The 15,439-nt window shown below is 70.9% G+C and carries 13 protein-coding genes; 10 read left to right on the forward strand and 3 right to left on the reverse strand.

Annotated elements, in window-relative coordinates; genetic code table 11:
- Nucleotides 1-253 precede the first annotated feature (253 nt).
- From ACFZDJ_RS32250 to ACFZDJ_RS32260, 3 genes are all read right to left on the reverse strand, one after another.
- On the reverse strand, nucleotides 254-913 hold the full coding sequence (locus ACFZDJ_RS32250) for a response regulator transcription factor (protein WP_360263284.1): 660 nt from the start codon (nucleotides 911-913) through the stop codon (nucleotides 254-256).
- Between the two features lie 882 nt (nucleotides 914-1,795).
- Nucleotides 1,796-3,151 (reverse strand): sensor domain-containing protein, encoded by a 1,356-nt coding sequence (locus ACFZDJ_RS32255; protein ID WP_391064083.1) that lies wholly within the window; start codon nucleotides 3,149-3,151, stop codon nucleotides 1,796-1,798.
- Nucleotides 3,152-3,456: 305 nt separating this feature from the next.
- Entirely contained in the window at nucleotides 3,457-4,722 is a 1,266-nt protein-coding gene (locus tag ACFZDJ_RS32260) for a sensor histidine kinase (RefSeq protein WP_168510225.1), read from the reverse strand.
- Between the two features lie 382 nt (nucleotides 4,723-5,104).
- Here ACFZDJ_RS32260 and ACFZDJ_RS32265 point away from each other — a divergent pair, with 382 nt between their 5' ends.
- The 10 genes from ACFZDJ_RS32265 to ACFZDJ_RS32310 are packed head-to-tail and all read left to right on the forward strand — an operon-like array spanning nucleotide 5,105 to nucleotide 15,374.
- A complete protein-coding gene (locus ACFZDJ_RS32265) occupies nucleotides 5,105-5,518 on the forward strand; it encodes an NADH-quinone oxidoreductase subunit A (RefSeq protein WP_075028564.1) in 414 nt (137 codons plus the stop codon).
- 38 nt (nucleotides 5,519-5,556) lie between these two features.
- Complete coding sequence (locus ACFZDJ_RS32270) at nucleotides 5,557-6,177, forward strand: NADH-quinone oxidoreductase subunit NuoB (RefSeq protein ID WP_391064351.1); 621 nt, start codon at nucleotides 5,557-5,559, stop codon at nucleotides 6,175-6,177.
- Nucleotides 6,174-7,490, forward strand: a complete 1,317-nt coding sequence (locus tag ACFZDJ_RS32275) for an NADH-quinone oxidoreductase subunit C (RefSeq protein WP_391064087.1) — start codon at nucleotides 6,174-6,176, stop codon at nucleotides 7,488-7,490. The genes ACFZDJ_RS32270 and ACFZDJ_RS32275 overlap by 4 nt, the downstream gene beginning before the upstream one ends.
- A complete protein-coding gene (locus ACFZDJ_RS32280; RefSeq protein ID WP_388118014.1) occupies nucleotides 7,487-8,455 on the forward strand; it encodes an NADH-quinone oxidoreductase subunit H in 969 nt (322 codons plus the stop codon). The genes ACFZDJ_RS32275 and ACFZDJ_RS32280 overlap by 4 nt, the downstream gene beginning before the upstream one ends.
- Before the next feature lie 2 nt (nucleotides 8,456-8,457).
- The gene (locus ACFZDJ_RS32285) at nucleotides 8,458-9,231 is read left to right on the forward strand and encodes a 4Fe-4S binding protein (protein WP_391064090.1); all 774 of its coding nucleotides are present in this window, start codon (nucleotides 8,458-8,460) and stop codon (nucleotides 9,229-9,231) included.
- Entirely contained in the window at nucleotides 9,228-9,899 is a 672-nt protein-coding gene (locus ACFZDJ_RS32290; RefSeq protein WP_391064092.1) for an NADH-quinone oxidoreductase subunit J, read from the forward strand. Before ACFZDJ_RS32285 ends, ACFZDJ_RS32290 begins: the two co-directional genes overlap by 4 nt.
- Nucleotides 9,899-10,297 carry an NADH-quinone oxidoreductase subunit NuoK gene (nuoK, locus tag ACFZDJ_RS32295; protein WP_054228323.1) on the forward strand — a complete coding sequence of 133 codons (399 nt, stop codon included), beginning with the start codon at nucleotides 9,899-9,901 and terminating at the stop codon, nucleotides 10,295-10,297. Before ACFZDJ_RS32290 ends, nuoK begins: the two co-directional genes overlap by 1 nt.
- Nucleotides 10,294-12,285, forward strand: a complete 1,992-nt coding sequence (locus ACFZDJ_RS32300) for an NADH-quinone oxidoreductase subunit L (protein WP_391064094.1) — start codon at nucleotides 10,294-10,296, stop codon at nucleotides 12,283-12,285. Before nuoK ends, ACFZDJ_RS32300 begins: the two co-directional genes overlap by 4 nt.
- 6 nt (nucleotides 12,286-12,291) lie before the next feature.
- Nucleotides 12,292-13,878, forward strand: a complete 1,587-nt coding sequence (locus tag ACFZDJ_RS32305) for an NADH-quinone oxidoreductase subunit M (RefSeq protein ID WP_390934943.1) — start codon at nucleotides 12,292-12,294, stop codon at nucleotides 13,876-13,878.
- Nucleotides 13,875-15,374, forward strand: a complete 1,500-nt coding sequence (locus ACFZDJ_RS32310) for a proton-conducting transporter membrane subunit (RefSeq protein WP_391064096.1) — start codon at nucleotides 13,875-13,877, stop codon at nucleotides 15,372-15,374. Before ACFZDJ_RS32305 ends, ACFZDJ_RS32310 begins: the two co-directional genes overlap by 4 nt.
- Nucleotides 15,375-15,439 lie beyond the last annotated feature (65 nt).

The raw sequence follows: 15,439 nt of genomic DNA on the forward strand, positions 1-15,439 counted from the left end.
CTTCCCAGGACCAACCCTACGTCTGTAAGGGTCGCCTTCCCTCGGCCGTTCGCATGATGGACACCATTTTGAGACGGTTCGACGCCCTGACTTGTCATGACTTACTCGCCCCCGACGCTCCTCTGGAAGACGCTTCTACCTCATCCTTTGGTTCTCGTGCCGGTCTCGCGCCGCTCTGGTGCCGTGTCGGGCGCCCCTGTCCTTCGAGTGTCCTTCGAGGGCGATTCCGTTCGGCTGACCCAGTGTCAGCCCCTCAGGAGTTCAGATAGGTGAGGACCGCGAGAACACGCCGGTGATCGCCGTCGCTCGGGGAAAGCCCGAGTTTCAGGAAGATATTGCTGACGTGCTTCTCGACCGCCCCGTCACTCACCACGAGCTGCCGCGCGATCGCCGAGTTGGTGCGTCCCTCGGCCATAAGTCCTAGGACCTCCCGCTCCCGCGGGGTGAGCCCGGCCAGTACGTCCTGCTTACGGCTGCGCCCAAGCAGCTGCGCGACCACTTCCGGGTCCAGCGCGGTACCCCCCTGGGCCACCCGCACCACCGCGTCCACGAACTCGCGCACCTCCGCGACGCGGTCCTTGAGCAGGTAGCCGACGCCACGGGTCGAACCGGCCAGCAGTTCGGTGGCGTAGCGCTCCTCCACGTACTGCGACAGCACCAGCACGCCCACCCCCGGGTGCTGCTTGCGCAGCTGCACGGCCGCCTTCACGCCCTCGTCGGTGTGCGTCGGTGGCATCCGTACGTCCGCGACCACGACGTCCGGCAGCGAGTCCTGGGCCGCCAGGTCGGTGATCGTCTTGATCAGCGCGTCGCCGTCTCCGACGCCGGCCACGACGTCGTGTCCGCGGTCGGTCAACAACCGGGTCAGGCCCTCCCTGAGCAGCACTGAATCCTCGGCGATGACCACCCGCACCCTGTCCTCCACGATTCTCGGCCCCCCACACCATTCCCCGACCCACGCCGGCAGCGTCCCCGCTCATACATCAGCCCACAGCATCCCAGCATTCGGACCACCCTGCGCCAGGACGAGGGGAATCAACGGGAACCAAGGGGAATCAGGGGGAAGAGGAAGGGGGAATACGGGGGACGCACTTTTGGCCCCGGGTGGGTTTTTTGGGGGGGCGGGGATTTCAGGCTGGTGGGGGGGGAGTGAGGAGTAGGGGGCGGGGCCTGGGGGTGGGGGGCGGAGCCCCTGGGGACCGCGCCGCCTCGTAAGGGTTCTTGGTGGGGTGCAGGGGCAGGGCCCAGCGGTGGGGTTCGGGGAGCCCACGAGGAGGGTGGGCTCGGGCGGACCCGCGAGGTGCCGGGGCGGAGCCCCTTGGGGCGGGGCTGAGGGCAATGTTCGCGGCGCGGTGCGGAGGCGGGGACCGGCTGGGGGTCGGGGCAAAGGGGCCGTGGGCTGCCGTGGGCTTGGGGGCGTCGCCGCCTTGGCGGGGTTGAGGGGGCAGCCCTTCTTCGTGGGTTGAGGGCGGTGATCCCCTGCGGGGTCCGGGGACCGAGCTTCGTCGGGGGCTGGGGCAGCGCCCGGGACGAGGGTCGGGCCCGCGCCCCAGGTGGGGTGCGGGGGTGGAGCCCCGTGAGGGTCGGGGGCCGTGCCCCGGTGGGGTTGCAGAGGCGGAGCCGCGCGGGAGTCGGGGGCCGCCCCGGTGGGGTGCAGGAGTGGAGCCGCGCGGGGTTTGGGGCCGCGCCCCGGTGGGGTGCAGGGGCGGAGCCCCACCGGGGCGCGGGGCGGAGCCCCGGGGATGGGACGGGTAGGGGCGGCGGGGGCGAGAAACACCCCACCCCGCGCCCCCGCTCACCCCCGCCAGGGCAACTCCGCAGTAATCCGAGTGGGCCCACCCACAGGAGAGTCCACCACCAGAACCCCGTCCACCGCATCGAGCCGCTCCGCCAGCCCCGCGAGCCCGGACCCACCGGAAACATCGGCCCCACCCACACCATCGTCGACAACCTGAAGCATCAACCGGTTCTCGACCCGCCACACATCGACCATGGCCCGCGCCGCCCGCGCATGCTTACTGATGTTCTGCAGCAGCTCGGAGACGGTGAAGTACGCGATCCCCTCGATCGCCGGCGCCGGCCGAGCGGGAAGATCCACATCCACCTGCACCGGCACGGTGCACCGCGAGGCCACGGAAGACAGCGCCGCATCCAGCCCACGATCGGTCAGCACGGCCGGATGAATCCCACGCGCCAGATCCCGCAGCTCCTGCAACGCCGTCTTCACCTCACCGTGCGCCTCGTCCACCATCCGCGCCGCCGCCCGCGGATCCTCGGTGAGCTTCTCCTTGGCCAGACCGAGCCCCATCGCGAGGTTGACGAGCCGCGCCTGTGCCCCGTCGTGCAGGTCCCGTTCGATGCGCCGCAGGTCCGCCGCGGCCGTGTCGACCACGACCCCCCGGTCCGACTCCAGCTCGACCACCCGGCTCGCCAGCCGCGACGGCCCGAGCAGCCCCGCCACCATCACCCGGTCCACCGTGGTCAGCGCCCGCACGATCCACGGCGTGGCCATCGTGATCAGCAGCCCCAGCAGCGCGGTGACGGTGATCTCGAAGGGGTTGTCCAGGTAGATGCGGTGTGTGCCGTCACCGTAGAGCTGGAGGCCCCCCTGCCCGCCGTACACGGGGAACAGCCAGAACCACAGTGGATACGTCAGCATCGCCCAGCCGTACGCCCAGAAACTCAGGGTCACCACGAACGAGAACACCGACCACGGGAACTGCACCACCGAGTACAGCAGATGCCGCCACGCCGAACCGCTCTTGAGGATCGCCCCCATCCACGCCATCGCCCCGTGCTTGCGCACCCGCAAGGGCTCCGGCGCGGCCACCTCGATCCCGAGCAACCCGCGCGCCCGCGCCCGTTCCAGCGCGCCGAACCCGAGGACGCCGGCGAGGGCCGCGGCGAGCACCGGGATCCCCAGGAAGGTGACCAGCAGCCCCATGCCGAGCGAGAACATCGTGACGGCGAACGTGAACATGAGGATGCCGACCGGCAGGCCCGACATCACATAACCGAACTCGCGCCAGCTGCGCGCCTCGATCGGCGCCCGCAGCGGTGCCGGGAGACGGTGCCGCCGCTCCTCGGCACCCGCCTCGTGGAATCCGGGCCCGTTCGGGTACCCGTACCCCTGTCCGTACTCCGTCGCCATCGGTGTCGTCCGTTCTACTCGTCCTGCTCGTCGGCTCGTACTCCCACCCTGCTGTCCCCGGCTCTTCCCGACCATGGAGCGGGTCGGCGTCTTGGGACGGGGGTTTTCCCTACCCCGGAGCCCGATGCGATCCCGGAGCCCGATGCGATCCCGGAGCCCGATGCGATCCCGGAGCCCGACGCGACCCCGGAGACGCCACCCCGAGCCCGACGCCCGCCCGCAGAACGCAGGGCCGCGCCCGCCAAGGCCTGTCCACCGGTCCCGCCCGCCCCGCCCCGCCCGTCCCGCCTGTCCCACTCGCCCCGTCAGCCCCGCCCATCCCCCCGGTCCCGCCAAGGCAGCTCCGCCGTGATGGTGGTCGGGCCGCCGGGCGGTGAGTCGACGACGAACAGCCCGTCCACCGCACCCAGCCGGTCCGCGAGCCCCGCCATCCCGGTACCGCCGTCGAGGGCGGCCCCGCCGCGGCCGTCGTCCTGGACCTGTATGAGCAGCCGCTCGTCCGACCGCCACACGTCGACGGACGCGGAGCGCGCCCCGCTGTGCTTGCTGACGTTCTGCAACAGCTCGGACACGGTGAAGTAGGCGATGCCCTCGATGGCGGCGGCCGGTCTCGTCGGGAGGTCGGCCGTCACCTTCACCGGCACGGTGCAGCGCGAGGCGACCGACGACAGCGCCGCGTCGAGGCCCCGGTCGGTGAGGACCGCGGGATGGATGCCGCGGGCCAGATCGCGCAGCTCCTGCAGGGCCAGCTTCACCTCGCCGTGCGCCTCGTCGACCATGGCCGCGACGGTCTCGTCGGCCTGGCCCTCGAGGAGCTTCTCCTTGGCCAGACCGAGCCCCATCGCGAGGTTGACGAGCCGCGCCTGCGCCCCGTCGTGCAGGTCCCGTTCGATGCGCCGCAGGTCCGCCGCTGCCGTGTCGACCACGACCCCCCGGTCCGACTCCAGCTCGGCGATGCGCCGCTCCAACTCGTCCGAGGGAGACAGCAGCCCGCGCACCATGGCCCGGTCCACGTTCGTCAGCCCCCGCGCGAGGAACGGCAGCACCGGCCACAGCAGGAACAACGACGTCAGCGTGACCGTGAAGGTGACGATGCCCCACGGCAGCCGGATGAAGTCGTACAGCACCGTCCGCCAGGCCACCGGGTCCCGCAGGCTCGACCACAACCAGGGGAAGAAGCCCGTCCCGCGCACCGGCATCGGGCTCGGCTCGTCGATCCGCACGCCGAGCAGCTTGCGCGCCCGTGCCCGCTCCATCCGGCCCAGCAGCCGTGTGCCCCGCAGCCCGCCCGCGAGCAGCGGCAGCCCGATCACCGTGACAGCCAGCCCCGCGCCCGTGGAGATGAGCGTCACGACGTAGACGAAGCCGAAGATCGAGACCGGCAGATTGGCGAGGAGGTGCGCGATCTCCTTCCACGTCTGCCGGCCGAGGGCGAAGCGTGGGGGAGGCAGCCGGTCACTGTCGGCCGACCCGTCCGGTATGTCTGATGCATCCAGTAGGCCCGGTATATCCGAGGCTTGCGGCGTGTCCGACGGGCCGAGGGGGCCGACAGGGATGATGCGTTCGGTCATATTCGCTAGCCTGCCCGGCGGCGAGTCGCCGCGCCATGAGGTCGACCGCCACGATCCACTGGGGAAAACCCCACCCCTTGAGGTGAAAGCGAACGCCGCCGCACGGTGTACCTGGACGTGCTCGCGAGGTGAAATGGGTAGTGACCGCGAGGTGCGGACGGGAACCCGGTGACACGTGAGCCGGGCGAGTGCGGGAACCCGGCGACGGGCAAGGCGGACGAGTCCGTGACATGTCCCCGATAGCCAATGCGTGACGGGCTGCTTACCGTCTCTTTAGCAGGCCCTAGACTCCCGTCCGTACAGATCGTCGAACAGGGCGCATCACAGCGTGCGCGACGGGGCGCGCGCCGGGCGCAACGAGGTCAGGGAGTGAGGGGCTGACGTGCCGGAACCGACCGTTGTCACGGCAACCGGGGCCGTCGTCGCGGCGGGGTACTTCCAGTCGTACTCGGTCGTCGGACTGCTCGTCGTCGTCGGCGTGCTCTTCGTCGCCGTCGCCTTCGGGGCGGGCCGTCTGCTGCGGCCGGTGGTCCCGACCCCCGAGAAACTCCTGACGTACGAGTGCGGCGTCGACCCCGTCGGCGAGGGCTGGGCCCACACCCAGGTCCGCTACTACGTCTACGCCTTCCTCTACGTCATCTTCGCCGTCGACTCGATCTTCCTCTTCCCCTGGGCGACCGTCTTCGCCGCGCCCGGCTACGGCGCGGCCACCCTCGTGGAGATGTTCATCTTCCTCGGCTTCCTGGCCGTGGGCCTGCTGTACGCATACAAGAAGGGCGTCCTGACATGGACGTGACCCACTCGGACGTGACCGCCTCGGACGTGACCCCCTCGATGACCTCCGAGCAGGCGCCGCTGCCCGAGCCCGTGCTGCTTCCCGAGCCCGTGCTGCTTCCCGAGCCGAAGCGTCTCGGCGTGCTCTCCCGGCTGGCTCCGGAGCCGATGAAGGTGGTCCTGAACTGGGGCCGCCGCTACTCACTCTGGGTCTTCAACTTCGGCCTCGCCTGCTGCGCGATCGAGTTCATCGCCGCGTCGATGGCCCGGCACGACTTCATCCGGCTCGGCGTGATCCCGTTCGCACCAGGCCCGCGCCAGGCCGACCTGATGGTCGTCTCCGGCACGGTCACGGACAAGATGGCCCCCGCCGTCAAGCGCCTCTACGAGCAGATGCCCGAGCCGAAGTACGTCATCTCCTTCGGCGCGTGCAGCAACTGTGGCGGCCCCTACTGGGACTCCTACTCCGTCACCAAGGGCGTCGACCAGATCATCCCGGTGGACGTCTACGTCCCCGGGTGCCCGCCCCGTCCCGAGGCGCTGCTCCAGGGCATCCTCAAGCTCCAGGAGAAGATCGCCCGGGAGTCGCTGGGGGAGCGCTACAGCTCCTCGCCGCGCCCGTCGGCCGCCGCCCTCCAGAGCGACCTGGTGCGTCCGCCCGCCGTGAGGGAGGACCGATGACCGTCGGCTGGCTCCCCGCGCCCGTCGAGGAACTCTTCGGCCCGGAGGCCACGGCCGAGGAGTCGTACGCGGTCCTGACGGTCGACGTACCGCCGACTGCCTGGCTCCCCGCCCTGGAGACCGCGCGCGACTCGCTGGGCTGCACCTACTTCGACTGGTTGAGCGCCGTCGACGAACCCGGCACGGGCTTCCGCGTCGCCGCGCACGTGGTGGCCCTGTCTCCCGTACGCCGCCTCCTCGTCCGTACGACCGTCCCGCACTCGGCACCCGTCCTGGCGACGGCGGTCTCCGTGTACGCCGGCGCCGGCTGGCACGAGCGCGAGACCCACGAGATGTTCGGCGTCACCTTCGAGGGCCACCCGGGCCTCGACCCCCTTCTTCTCCCCGAGGGCTTCGAAGGCCACCCCCTCCGCAAGGACTTCGTCCTCGCCGCCCGCGTCGCCAAGGCCTGGCCCGGGGCGAAGGAGCCGGGGGAGTCCGATCACGGTGGCCCCAAGCGCCGCCAGATGCTTCCGCCCGGCGTCCCCGACCCCAACGAATGGGGTCCCCTGAAGGGCCAGCTCCCTCCGGCCCCCGCCCGCCCGGCGCGCGGAGCGGCCCGCACCGCCGGCGACCGCCCGGTGCGGCGGGCCCGCACGGCGGGCGAGGGCTCGGCAAGCCAGGCCGCCACCACCGGCGGCGGCACGGGGACCGATCCCTCCGCCGCTGCCACCACGGCAACCGCTGCTGCCGCTGCCACCACGGCAACCGCTGCTGCCGCTGCCGGTGCGCAGGCCCCGACGCCTCCTCGCCGGGCGCGCAGCGCCAGCCAGGGCTCGGCCAGCCAGCAGACCGAGGCCCCGGCCACCGAGCAGCAGTCGACCACGACAGCCCCCGGTGCCCCAGGGACCGCCGAGCCGACGCCTCCCGCCGGCCCCCGCCGTACGCGCAGCGCGAGCCAGGGCTCGGCGACACAAAGGACACAGGCCACCGAGCCGCCCGCTGCCGCCGCACCCGCAAGGCCCGCGGCGCCGCGCAGCTCCGATGCCCCTTGGCACCACGCCCGCCCTGCGTTCGACGAGCAGGAGCAGGAGCAGGAACCGAAGCGCGAGCAGGAACCGAAGCAGAAGCAGGAATCGAAGCAGGAGTCCGGTTCGGAGTCGGAGCCGGGGGCCACCCCGGAGCCCGCAGCCGCCCAGAGTCCCGACCCCGAGGTCACTGCGAAACCCCCGGCATCCCCTGATTCGGACTCCGACTCGGACCCCGGCTCCACCCCCGAAGACCCCACCCCCGAAGACCCCACCCCCAGAAACCCAACCGGAGGCACACAGTGAACGACGCTCTCGACGTCGCCCTACGCCTCCTCGTCGTCTTCGTGGTGTTCCTGACGTTCCCCCTGATCGTCGGTCAGACCGAGCACAAGGTGATGGCCCACATGCAGGGCCGCCTCGGCCCGATGTACGCCGGCGGCTTCCACGGCTGGGCCCAACTCGTCGCGGACGGCGTGAAGTTCGCCCAGAAGGAAGACATCGTCCCCGCGGGTGCGGACCGCCGTATCTTCCAGCTCGCCCCCGCCGTCGCCCTCCTCCCGTACCTTCTCGTCCTCCTCGCCATCCCGATCGGCCCGGGCGAGGGCGCCGTCGGCCAGGTCGTCGACGCGGGCATCTTCTTCGTTCTCGCCGTGATGGGCGTGGGCGTCCTCGGCTCGCTCATGGCGGGCTGGGCCTCGGCCAACAAGTTCTCCCTCCTCGGCGGCCTGCGCACCGCCGCCCAGCTCCTCGCCTACGAACTCCCGATGCTGCTGACCGCCGCCTCCGTCGCGATGGCGGCCGGCACGGTCTCCCTGCCCGGCATCGTCGCCGCCTTCGAGTGGTGGTGGGTGCCATGGCAGATCGTCGGCGCGATCGTCTTCTTCGTGGCGGGCCTCGCCGAACTCCAGCGCCCGCCCTTCGACATGCCCGTCGCCGACTCGGAGATCATCTTCGGCGCGTACACCGAGTACACCGGCCTGCGCTTCGCGCTCTTCCTCCTTGCCGAGTACGCCGGAATCGTCGTCCTGTGCGGTCTGACCACCGTCCTCTTCCTGGGCGGCTGGCACGGCCCGTGGGGTGCCGACGGCCTCGGCTGGGTCTGGACCCTCCTGAAGGCGGCCCTCCTCGCCTTCGTCGTGATCTGGCTGCGCGTCACCTATCCCCGCCTGCGTGAGGACCAGCTCCAGAAACTCTCCTGGACCCTCCTCGTCCCCCTCTCTCTCGCCCAGATCGCCCTCACCGGCATCGTCAAGGTGGTGATCTCGTAACCATGGCCGAGCCTCTCCCGCCCACCCGTCCCCGCATTCCTGGCTCCGGACTCGCCAAGGGCCTGGCCGTCACCCTCCGCACGATGACGAAGAAGACCGTCACCGCGCAGTACCCGGACGCCCAGCCCGAACTCCCGCCCCGCTCCCGCGGCGTCATCGGCCTGTTCGAGGAGAACTGCACGGTCTGCATGCTGTGCGCCCGCGAGTGCCCGGACTGGTGCATCTACATCGACTCCCACAAGGAGACGGTCCCGCCGACCGCCCCCGGTGGCCGCGAGCGCAGCCGCAACGTCCTCGACCGCTTCGCCATCGACTTCTCCCTGTGCATGTACTGCGGTATCTGCATCGAGGTCTGTCCTTTCGACGCGCTGTTCTGGTCCCCGGAGTTCGAGTACGCGGAGACCGACATCCACGAACTCACCCACGAGCGCGACAAGCTCCGCGAGTGGATGTGGACGGTTCCGGCCCCGCCCGCCCTCGACCCAGGCGCCGAGGAACCGAAGGAACTGGCCGCCGCCCGCAAAACAGCCGACAAGCTCGCCGCCGAGGCAGCCACGGCAGCCGAGGCAGCCGAGGCGGTCGGACTCGCTGCGCAGACAGCCGACCAGGCTGTCCAGCCCGAACCCCCGGCCCGGGACACGCCTACGACCACAGGCACGACCACAGGCACGACCAAGGACCCGACCACAGGCACGACCAAGGACCCGACCACAGGCACGACCACGGGCACGCCCGAGCCCTCCAAGCCCTCCGACCCGCAGGACGGTGCGTCGTGAGCCTCGCAGCAGCCACGGCCGCCGCGGCGCGGGCCACGACCACCGCCGCCGAAAGCCACGGCTTCCTCTCCCCGACGGGCGTCGAGATCGCCTTCCTCCTCGTCGGTCTGGTCACCTTCGGCGCCGCGATCGTCACCGTCACCACCAAGCAGCTGGTGCACGCCGCCCTGTGGCTGGTGATGACGCTCGGCGGCCTCGCCGTCGAGTACCTCCTGCTCACGGCCGAGTTCATCGCCTGGGTGCAGGTCCTCATCTATGTCGGTTCCGTCGTCGTCCTCCTTCTGTTCGGTCTGATGCTCACCAAGGCGCCGATCGGCCGCTCCCCGGACGCCGACTCCGGCAACCGCTGGGCCGCCCTCACCGTGGCCCTCGCCGCGGCCGCCGCCCTCGTCTGGGTGGTCGTGGACGCCTTCCGCACCACCTGGGTCGACCTGAAGGGCCCCGCCGCCGGCTCCACCGAGGTCACCGGGGCGAGCCTCTTCCAGAACTGGGTCCTCCCCTTCGAGGCCCTCTCCGTCCTCCTTCTCGCCGCCCTGGTCGGCGCGATCGTCCTCTCCCGCAAGGCGAAGGCGGACGCGACCATCACCGCGGACGCGACCTCCCCCGCGGGCACCGCCGCCCCCGCGGGTGCCCAGAGCCGCCGGAGCGAGAAGGAAGGGACCCGCTGATGCACCTCGCCTATCCCGCCGTGCTCTCCGCCCTCCTCTTCTGCACGGGCCTGTACGGAGTCCTCGCGCGCCGCAACGCGATCCTGGTCCTGATGTCCGTCGAGCTCATGCTCAACGCCGTCAACCTGAACCTCGTCGCCTTCGACGTCTGGCTCTCCAGGACCGCCCGCGACACGCTCCACTCCGGCCAGGCCCTGACCCTGTTCACCATCGCCATCGCGGCCGCCGAGATCGGCATCGGCCTGGCGATCGTCCTCGCCGTCTACCGGGGCCGCGGCACCTCGGACATCGACAAGCTCCGCGACACCGCCGAGGGCCCCGCCCCGGACGGCTCCCACGGCGACGGCACCGAAGAAGCCCCCGTCACGGGAGACGAGAAGGCTGAGGCCACCGCGTGACCACGACCACCCTCGCCGTCCTCGTCCCCCTCCTTCCGTTCCTGGGCGCCGCGGCCGGACTCCTCCTCGGCCGCACGGCCCCCGGCTACGTCCGCCCCCTCGCGGTACTCCCGTCCCTCACCTCCCTCGTCCTCGCCGTACTGGTCGCCGTGCGCCAGGGCGGCGGCCAGGCCATCAACGCGGCCACCGAACTGACGCCCACCGGCTCGGTCCCGATCGAACTCTCCCTGCACATCGACGGCTTCGCCGCTCTCGTCGCCGTACTCGTCGGCGTCGTCGCCTCCTGCGTGCAGATCTACTCGACGGGCTACCTGCGCAACGACCCGCGCTACCCCTCGTACGCCGCTCTCATCTCCCTCTTCACCTCCGCGATGCTGCTCGTCGTCTACTCCGGCGACCTGATCGTGCTCCTGGTCGGCTGGGAGGTCATGGGCATCTGCTCGTACTTCCTGGTTGGCCACTACTGGGAGACCCCTGAGGCCCGCGCCGCCTCGATCAAGGCCTTCCTGGTCACCAAACTCGGCGACGTCCCTTTCCTCATCGGTCTGTTCGCCCTCGGCACCGACGCCGGGTCCTTCCGCATCACCACGGTCCTCGGCACCGTCGCGAGCGGCGGACTGCACCATCCGACGCTGGTCGCCCTGCTGCTCCTCGCCGGCGTGGCGGGCAAGTCGGCGCTGTTCCCGCTGCACACCTGGCTGCCCGACGCGATGGCGGGCCCGACACCCGTCTCCGCCCTGATCCACGCCGCGACGATGGTCGCCGCCGGTATCTACTTCGTCGCCCGGCTCCTCCCCGTCTTCCAGGCCTCCTCGGCCGCGATGGTGGTCCTAGCCGTCATGGCCGCCGTCACGATGGCGGGCTCGGCACTGGCCGCACTCGCCCAGGACGACATCAAGCGTGTCCTCGCGTACTCGACGATCGGCCAGCTCGGCTACATGGCCGGCGCCCTCGCCGTCGGCGACCGCGGTGCCGCCGTCTTCCACCTCCTGTCCCACGGCGCCTTCAAGGCGCTGCTGTTCCTCGCCGCCGGCGTGATCATCCACGCCTCCGGCACCAACTCGCTGGCCGTCATGTCCCGCATGACGGGCCTGCGATCCCGCGTCCCCGACGCCTACTGGACGATGACCGTCGCGCTGCTCGCGCTCGCCGCGATCCCGCCGTTCAGCGGCTTCTTCTCCAAGGAGGCCGTCCTCGGCGCGGCCGAGCACGTCGCCACCGGCCACACCGAGCACGCCCCCGGCTCCGCGGGCTGGATCGTCCTCATCGCCGGCCTGGTCACCGCCGTACTCACCGCCGCGTACGCGACCCGGCTGTGGCTGCTGGCCTTCCACGGCCGGGGCGTCGAGGCCCCCGACCACGGCAAGGAACCACGCAGCATGACGGTCGTGCTGTGGGTACTCGCCGTCCCGTCCCTCGCCTTCGGGCTCGCGTACGGTGCGCTTCCCGACTGGTTCGACGGCCGCGACCTGACACCGGTCCTCACCACCTCCGTCCTCAGCACGGGGCTCGCCCTGGTCGGCGGGATCGTCACTTACGGCGCCTGGCGGCACACCACCGCGCTGGCTCCCCGCGTGCCGATGGGCGCGGTCGTGGCCCACCCCGACGCCGAACCCGCGCAGGTCGAGGCGGAGGCGATCGCCAGCCACGCACCCGTGTTCGGAGACGTGGCCTACGCCCCCGACCCGGCGGACCCCGGACGGCTGCTGCTCGGCCCGCTGCACCGGCACGCGGCCGTCGGTTTCCACCTCGACGCCGTGTACAACGTGCTGTTCGTCCGCCCCGTCCAGGCCGGAGCCACACTCGTCCGGTTCCTCGACCGTGAGGTCGTCGACACCTACGTACGCGGTGCCGCCGCCCTACCCCGCCTGCTCGGCGCCGCCGTACGGCGCGCGCAGACCGGCAATGTGCAGACCTATGTGAGCGCGCTGCTCGCCGGCACCGTCGTCCTGGTGGTCGCCGCCCTCCTAGTCGCCACGGGAGCGTGAGCAGGCGTGATCGATATCAGTGAATCCGTGATGCAGATTCTTCTCGCGTTGATCGTCGTCGGGCCGCTCATCGGGGCCGCCGCCGCTCTCCTGCCCGCGCCGCCCGGACTGAAGGGAAAGTCGCCGGACCAGGCCGTGCTGCGGCACGGCGTGATCGTCACCGGCGTGGTGCTCATCGCCGCGATCGTCCTCGCGCTCGGCTTTGACCATGACACCCCGGCCAAGGCACAGCAGATGCAGGCCACGACGGACATCAGCTGGATCCCCGCACTCGACGTGCGGATCCACCTCGGCATCGACGGCATTTCCCTCCCCCTTCTGGTCCTGACCGCGCTGCTGACCTTCCTCTGCGCGCTCTACAGCTACTTCAAGATGCCCGCGGGTCCGACCCCGAAGGCCTTCGTCGCACTGCTGCTCGTCCTCGAGTCCGGCACCCTCGCGACCTTCGCCGTCCTCGATCTGCTGCTGTTCTTCCTCGCGTTCGAGATGGTGCTCATCCCGATGTACTTCCTCATCGCCCGATGGGGCGGTGCCCAGCGCCAGGCCGCGGCCTGGAAGTTCATCCTCTTCACGCTGCTCGGTTCGGTCGTCATGCTGCTGGGCCTGCTCCTGATCGGAATCAAGGCGGGCACATTCGACATGGTGGCACTCGCCACTGACAACGGCCGGTCGCTGACCACATCCGTGCAGGTCATCGCCGTTTTGGCGATCGGAATCGGGCTCGCGGTCAAGACGCCGATGTGGCCGCTGCACAGCTGGCTGCCGGACGCCCACACCGCCGCGCCCACCGTCGGCTCGGTCCTGCTGGCCGGTGTACTCCTGAAGATGGGTACGTACGGTTTCGTCCGTATTCTGCTGCCGATCGCGCCGGACGGCATGCACACCTTCGCCCCCTACCTCGCCGCCTTCGCCGTGGTCGGGATCATCTACGGATCCCTGGCCTGCCTGGCCCTCGCGAAACAGGGCGCGAAGGGCGATCTCAAGCGGCTCATCGCGTACTCGTCCGTCGGCCACATGGGATTCGTCCTGCTCGGCATCGCGACGATGACCCCGACCGGCGTGAACGGCGCGCTGTTCGCCAACATCGCCCACGGCCTCATCACCGGACTCCTCTTCTTCCTCGTCGGGGCGCTGAAGGACCGCACGGGCACCACCGACCTCGACACCCTCGCCGAGGAGACCGGCGCCGCGCTCTACGGCAAGGCTCCACGTCTCGGCGGCCTCCTCGCCTTCGCCGCCGTCGCCTCGCTCGGGCTCCCGGGCCTCGCCGGATTCTGGGGCGAGATGCTGGCCCTGTTCGGCGCGTTCAAACCCGCCGCCGACCTCAGCCGCCCCGCGTATCTGACGTTCATGGCGATCGCCGCCTTCGGCACGCTGCTCACGGCCGCGTACATGCTCGTCGTCGTACGCCGTGTGTGCATGGGCGAGACCCCGCGGCAGGAGGCGCCGAAGCTCGCCGACGTCCAGAGCTACGAGTTCGCGGCCTGGACGCCGCTCGTCGTCCTCACCGTCGTCGCCGGTCTGTGGCCCAAGGCCCTCCTCGGCCTGACCGACCCGGCCGTACAGCAGCTCCTCGCAGGAGGCACCCGATGAGCTCCCTGGTCCAGTCCGTCGACTGGCTCGCGATCGCGCCGCCCACCCTCGCCGCGGTCGTCGGACTCGTCGTGCTCGTCGCCGATCTCTTCATCGGAGAGGAGAAGAAGGCGGTACTCGGCTGGGTGTCGGTGGCGGGGCTCGCCGCGTCCGCGCTCATGCTGCTGCCCCTCCTGGACGGCGACCGCGCCACCTTCTGTCTGACGGGCGACGCGCACGCCTGCAGCTACACGGCGGACCGCTTCACCCTCGTCATCCAGTTCCTGGTCCTCGGCGGCGCGCTCCTGGCAGCACTGCTGTCGGTCACGGCCCTGAAGGACGCCAACAAGGAAATCCCCGAAGGGGAGTTCTGGTTCCTGCTGCTCTCCTCGGCCGCGGGCGCCGCCCTGCTGCCCGCCTCCCGTGATCTCGCGACGCTCATCGTCGCCCTCGAAGTCGCCTCGCTGCCCGCCTTCGCACTCGTCGGCATCAAACGCGGCGACAAGAAGTCCTCCGAGGCGGCCCTGAAGTTCTTCCTGTCCTCCGTCACCGCGACCGCCGTGAGCCTCATGGGCGTCAGCTTCGTCTACGCGACGACCGGCACCCTCTACCTCACCCAGATCGCGGACAAGATCCAGCACGTCGACGGACAGTTCCACACCCTCGCCCAGGCGGGAGTCGTCCTCACCCTCGTCGGCTTCGCCTTCAAGACGGCCGCCGTGCCCTTCCACTTCTGGGTGCCCGACACCTACGTAGGGGCGCCCTTGCCGATCGCCGCCTACTTGTCGGTCGTCGGCAAGGCGGTCGGCTTCTCCGGCCTGATCCTCGTCACCGTCGTCGCCCTTCCCTCGTACGCGGACGTCTGGGGCCCCGCGCTCGCCGCGCTGGCCGCCCTCACCATGACCGTCGGCAACGTCGGCGCCCTGCGCCAGCAGGCCACGCGCGCGTACAGCGCGGTCCGCCTGCTCGCCTGGTCCTCCGTCGGCCAGGCCGGCTACCTCCTGGTCCCGATCGCGTCCGCCGGCTACTCCAAGGACGCCGACAAGGCCGTCGGCTCCACCGTCGCGTACGCCCTGATGTACGCGGCCGTGAACCTCGGCGCCTTCGCCGTGGCCGCCCTCGTCGCCCGTACGAGCCCCCTGAACCGCATCAGCGACTACCGGGGCCTGTACGCGTCGCGCCCCCTCTCGGCCCTCCTCCTCGGCTTCTTCCTGCTGTGCCTCGCGGGGCTGCCGCCGGGCATCATCGGCCTCTTCGCGAAGGTCACCGTCTTCTCGGCGGCCGTCGACGCCGGGCTCGGCTGGCTGGCCGTGATCATGGCCGTCAACGTCGTGATCGCGCTCTTCTACTACCTCCAGTGGACGACCCTGCTCTTCCGCGCCCCCGAGGGCGAGCCCGAGAAACACCGCGTCCCGGCCCCGCTGACCGCCGCGATCGCCCTGACGGCAGTCCTGGGCATCGCCCTGTCCGGAGCACCTCAGCTGGTCCTGCGCTTCTCGGCCACCGGCCTGTTCTGACACCGTCACCCGCACGGCCTACACGCGCCACCGCCCGCACAAGGGAACTAGTGCTCCCCGCCTGG

Source organism: Streptomyces sp. NPDC007896, assembly GCF_042959425.1.
Lineage (GTDB): Bacteria > Actinomycetota > Actinomycetes > Streptomycetales > Streptomycetaceae > Streptomyces.

Coding starts and splice junctions, on each gene's coding strand:
- ACFZDJ_RS32285 (WP_391064090.1), top strand. CDS start 8,458: ATGGCCGAGCCTCTCCCGCCCACCCGTCCCCGCATTCCTGGCTCCGGA.
- ACFZDJ_RS32255 (WP_391064083.1), bottom strand. CDS start 3,151: ATGGCGACGGAGTACGGACAGGGGTACGGGTACCCGAACGGGCCCGGA.
- ACFZDJ_RS32275 (WP_391064087.1), top strand. CDS start 6,174: ATGACCGTCGGCTGGCTCCCCGCGCCCGTCGAGGAACTCTTCGGCCCG.
- nuoK (WP_054228323.1), top strand. CDS start 9,899: ATGCACCTCGCCTATCCCGCCGTGCTCTCCGCCCTCCTCTTCTGCACG.
- ACFZDJ_RS32260 (WP_168510225.1), bottom strand. CDS start 4,722: ATGACCGAACGCATCATCCCTGTCGGCCCCCTCGGCCCGTCGGACACG.
- ACFZDJ_RS32270 (WP_391064351.1), top strand. CDS start 5,557: ATGACCTCCGAGCAGGCGCCGCTGCCCGAGCCCGTGCTGCTTCCCGAG.
- ACFZDJ_RS32310 (WP_391064096.1), top strand. CDS start 13,875: ATGAGCTCCCTGGTCCAGTCCGTCGACTGGCTCGCGATCGCGCCGCCC.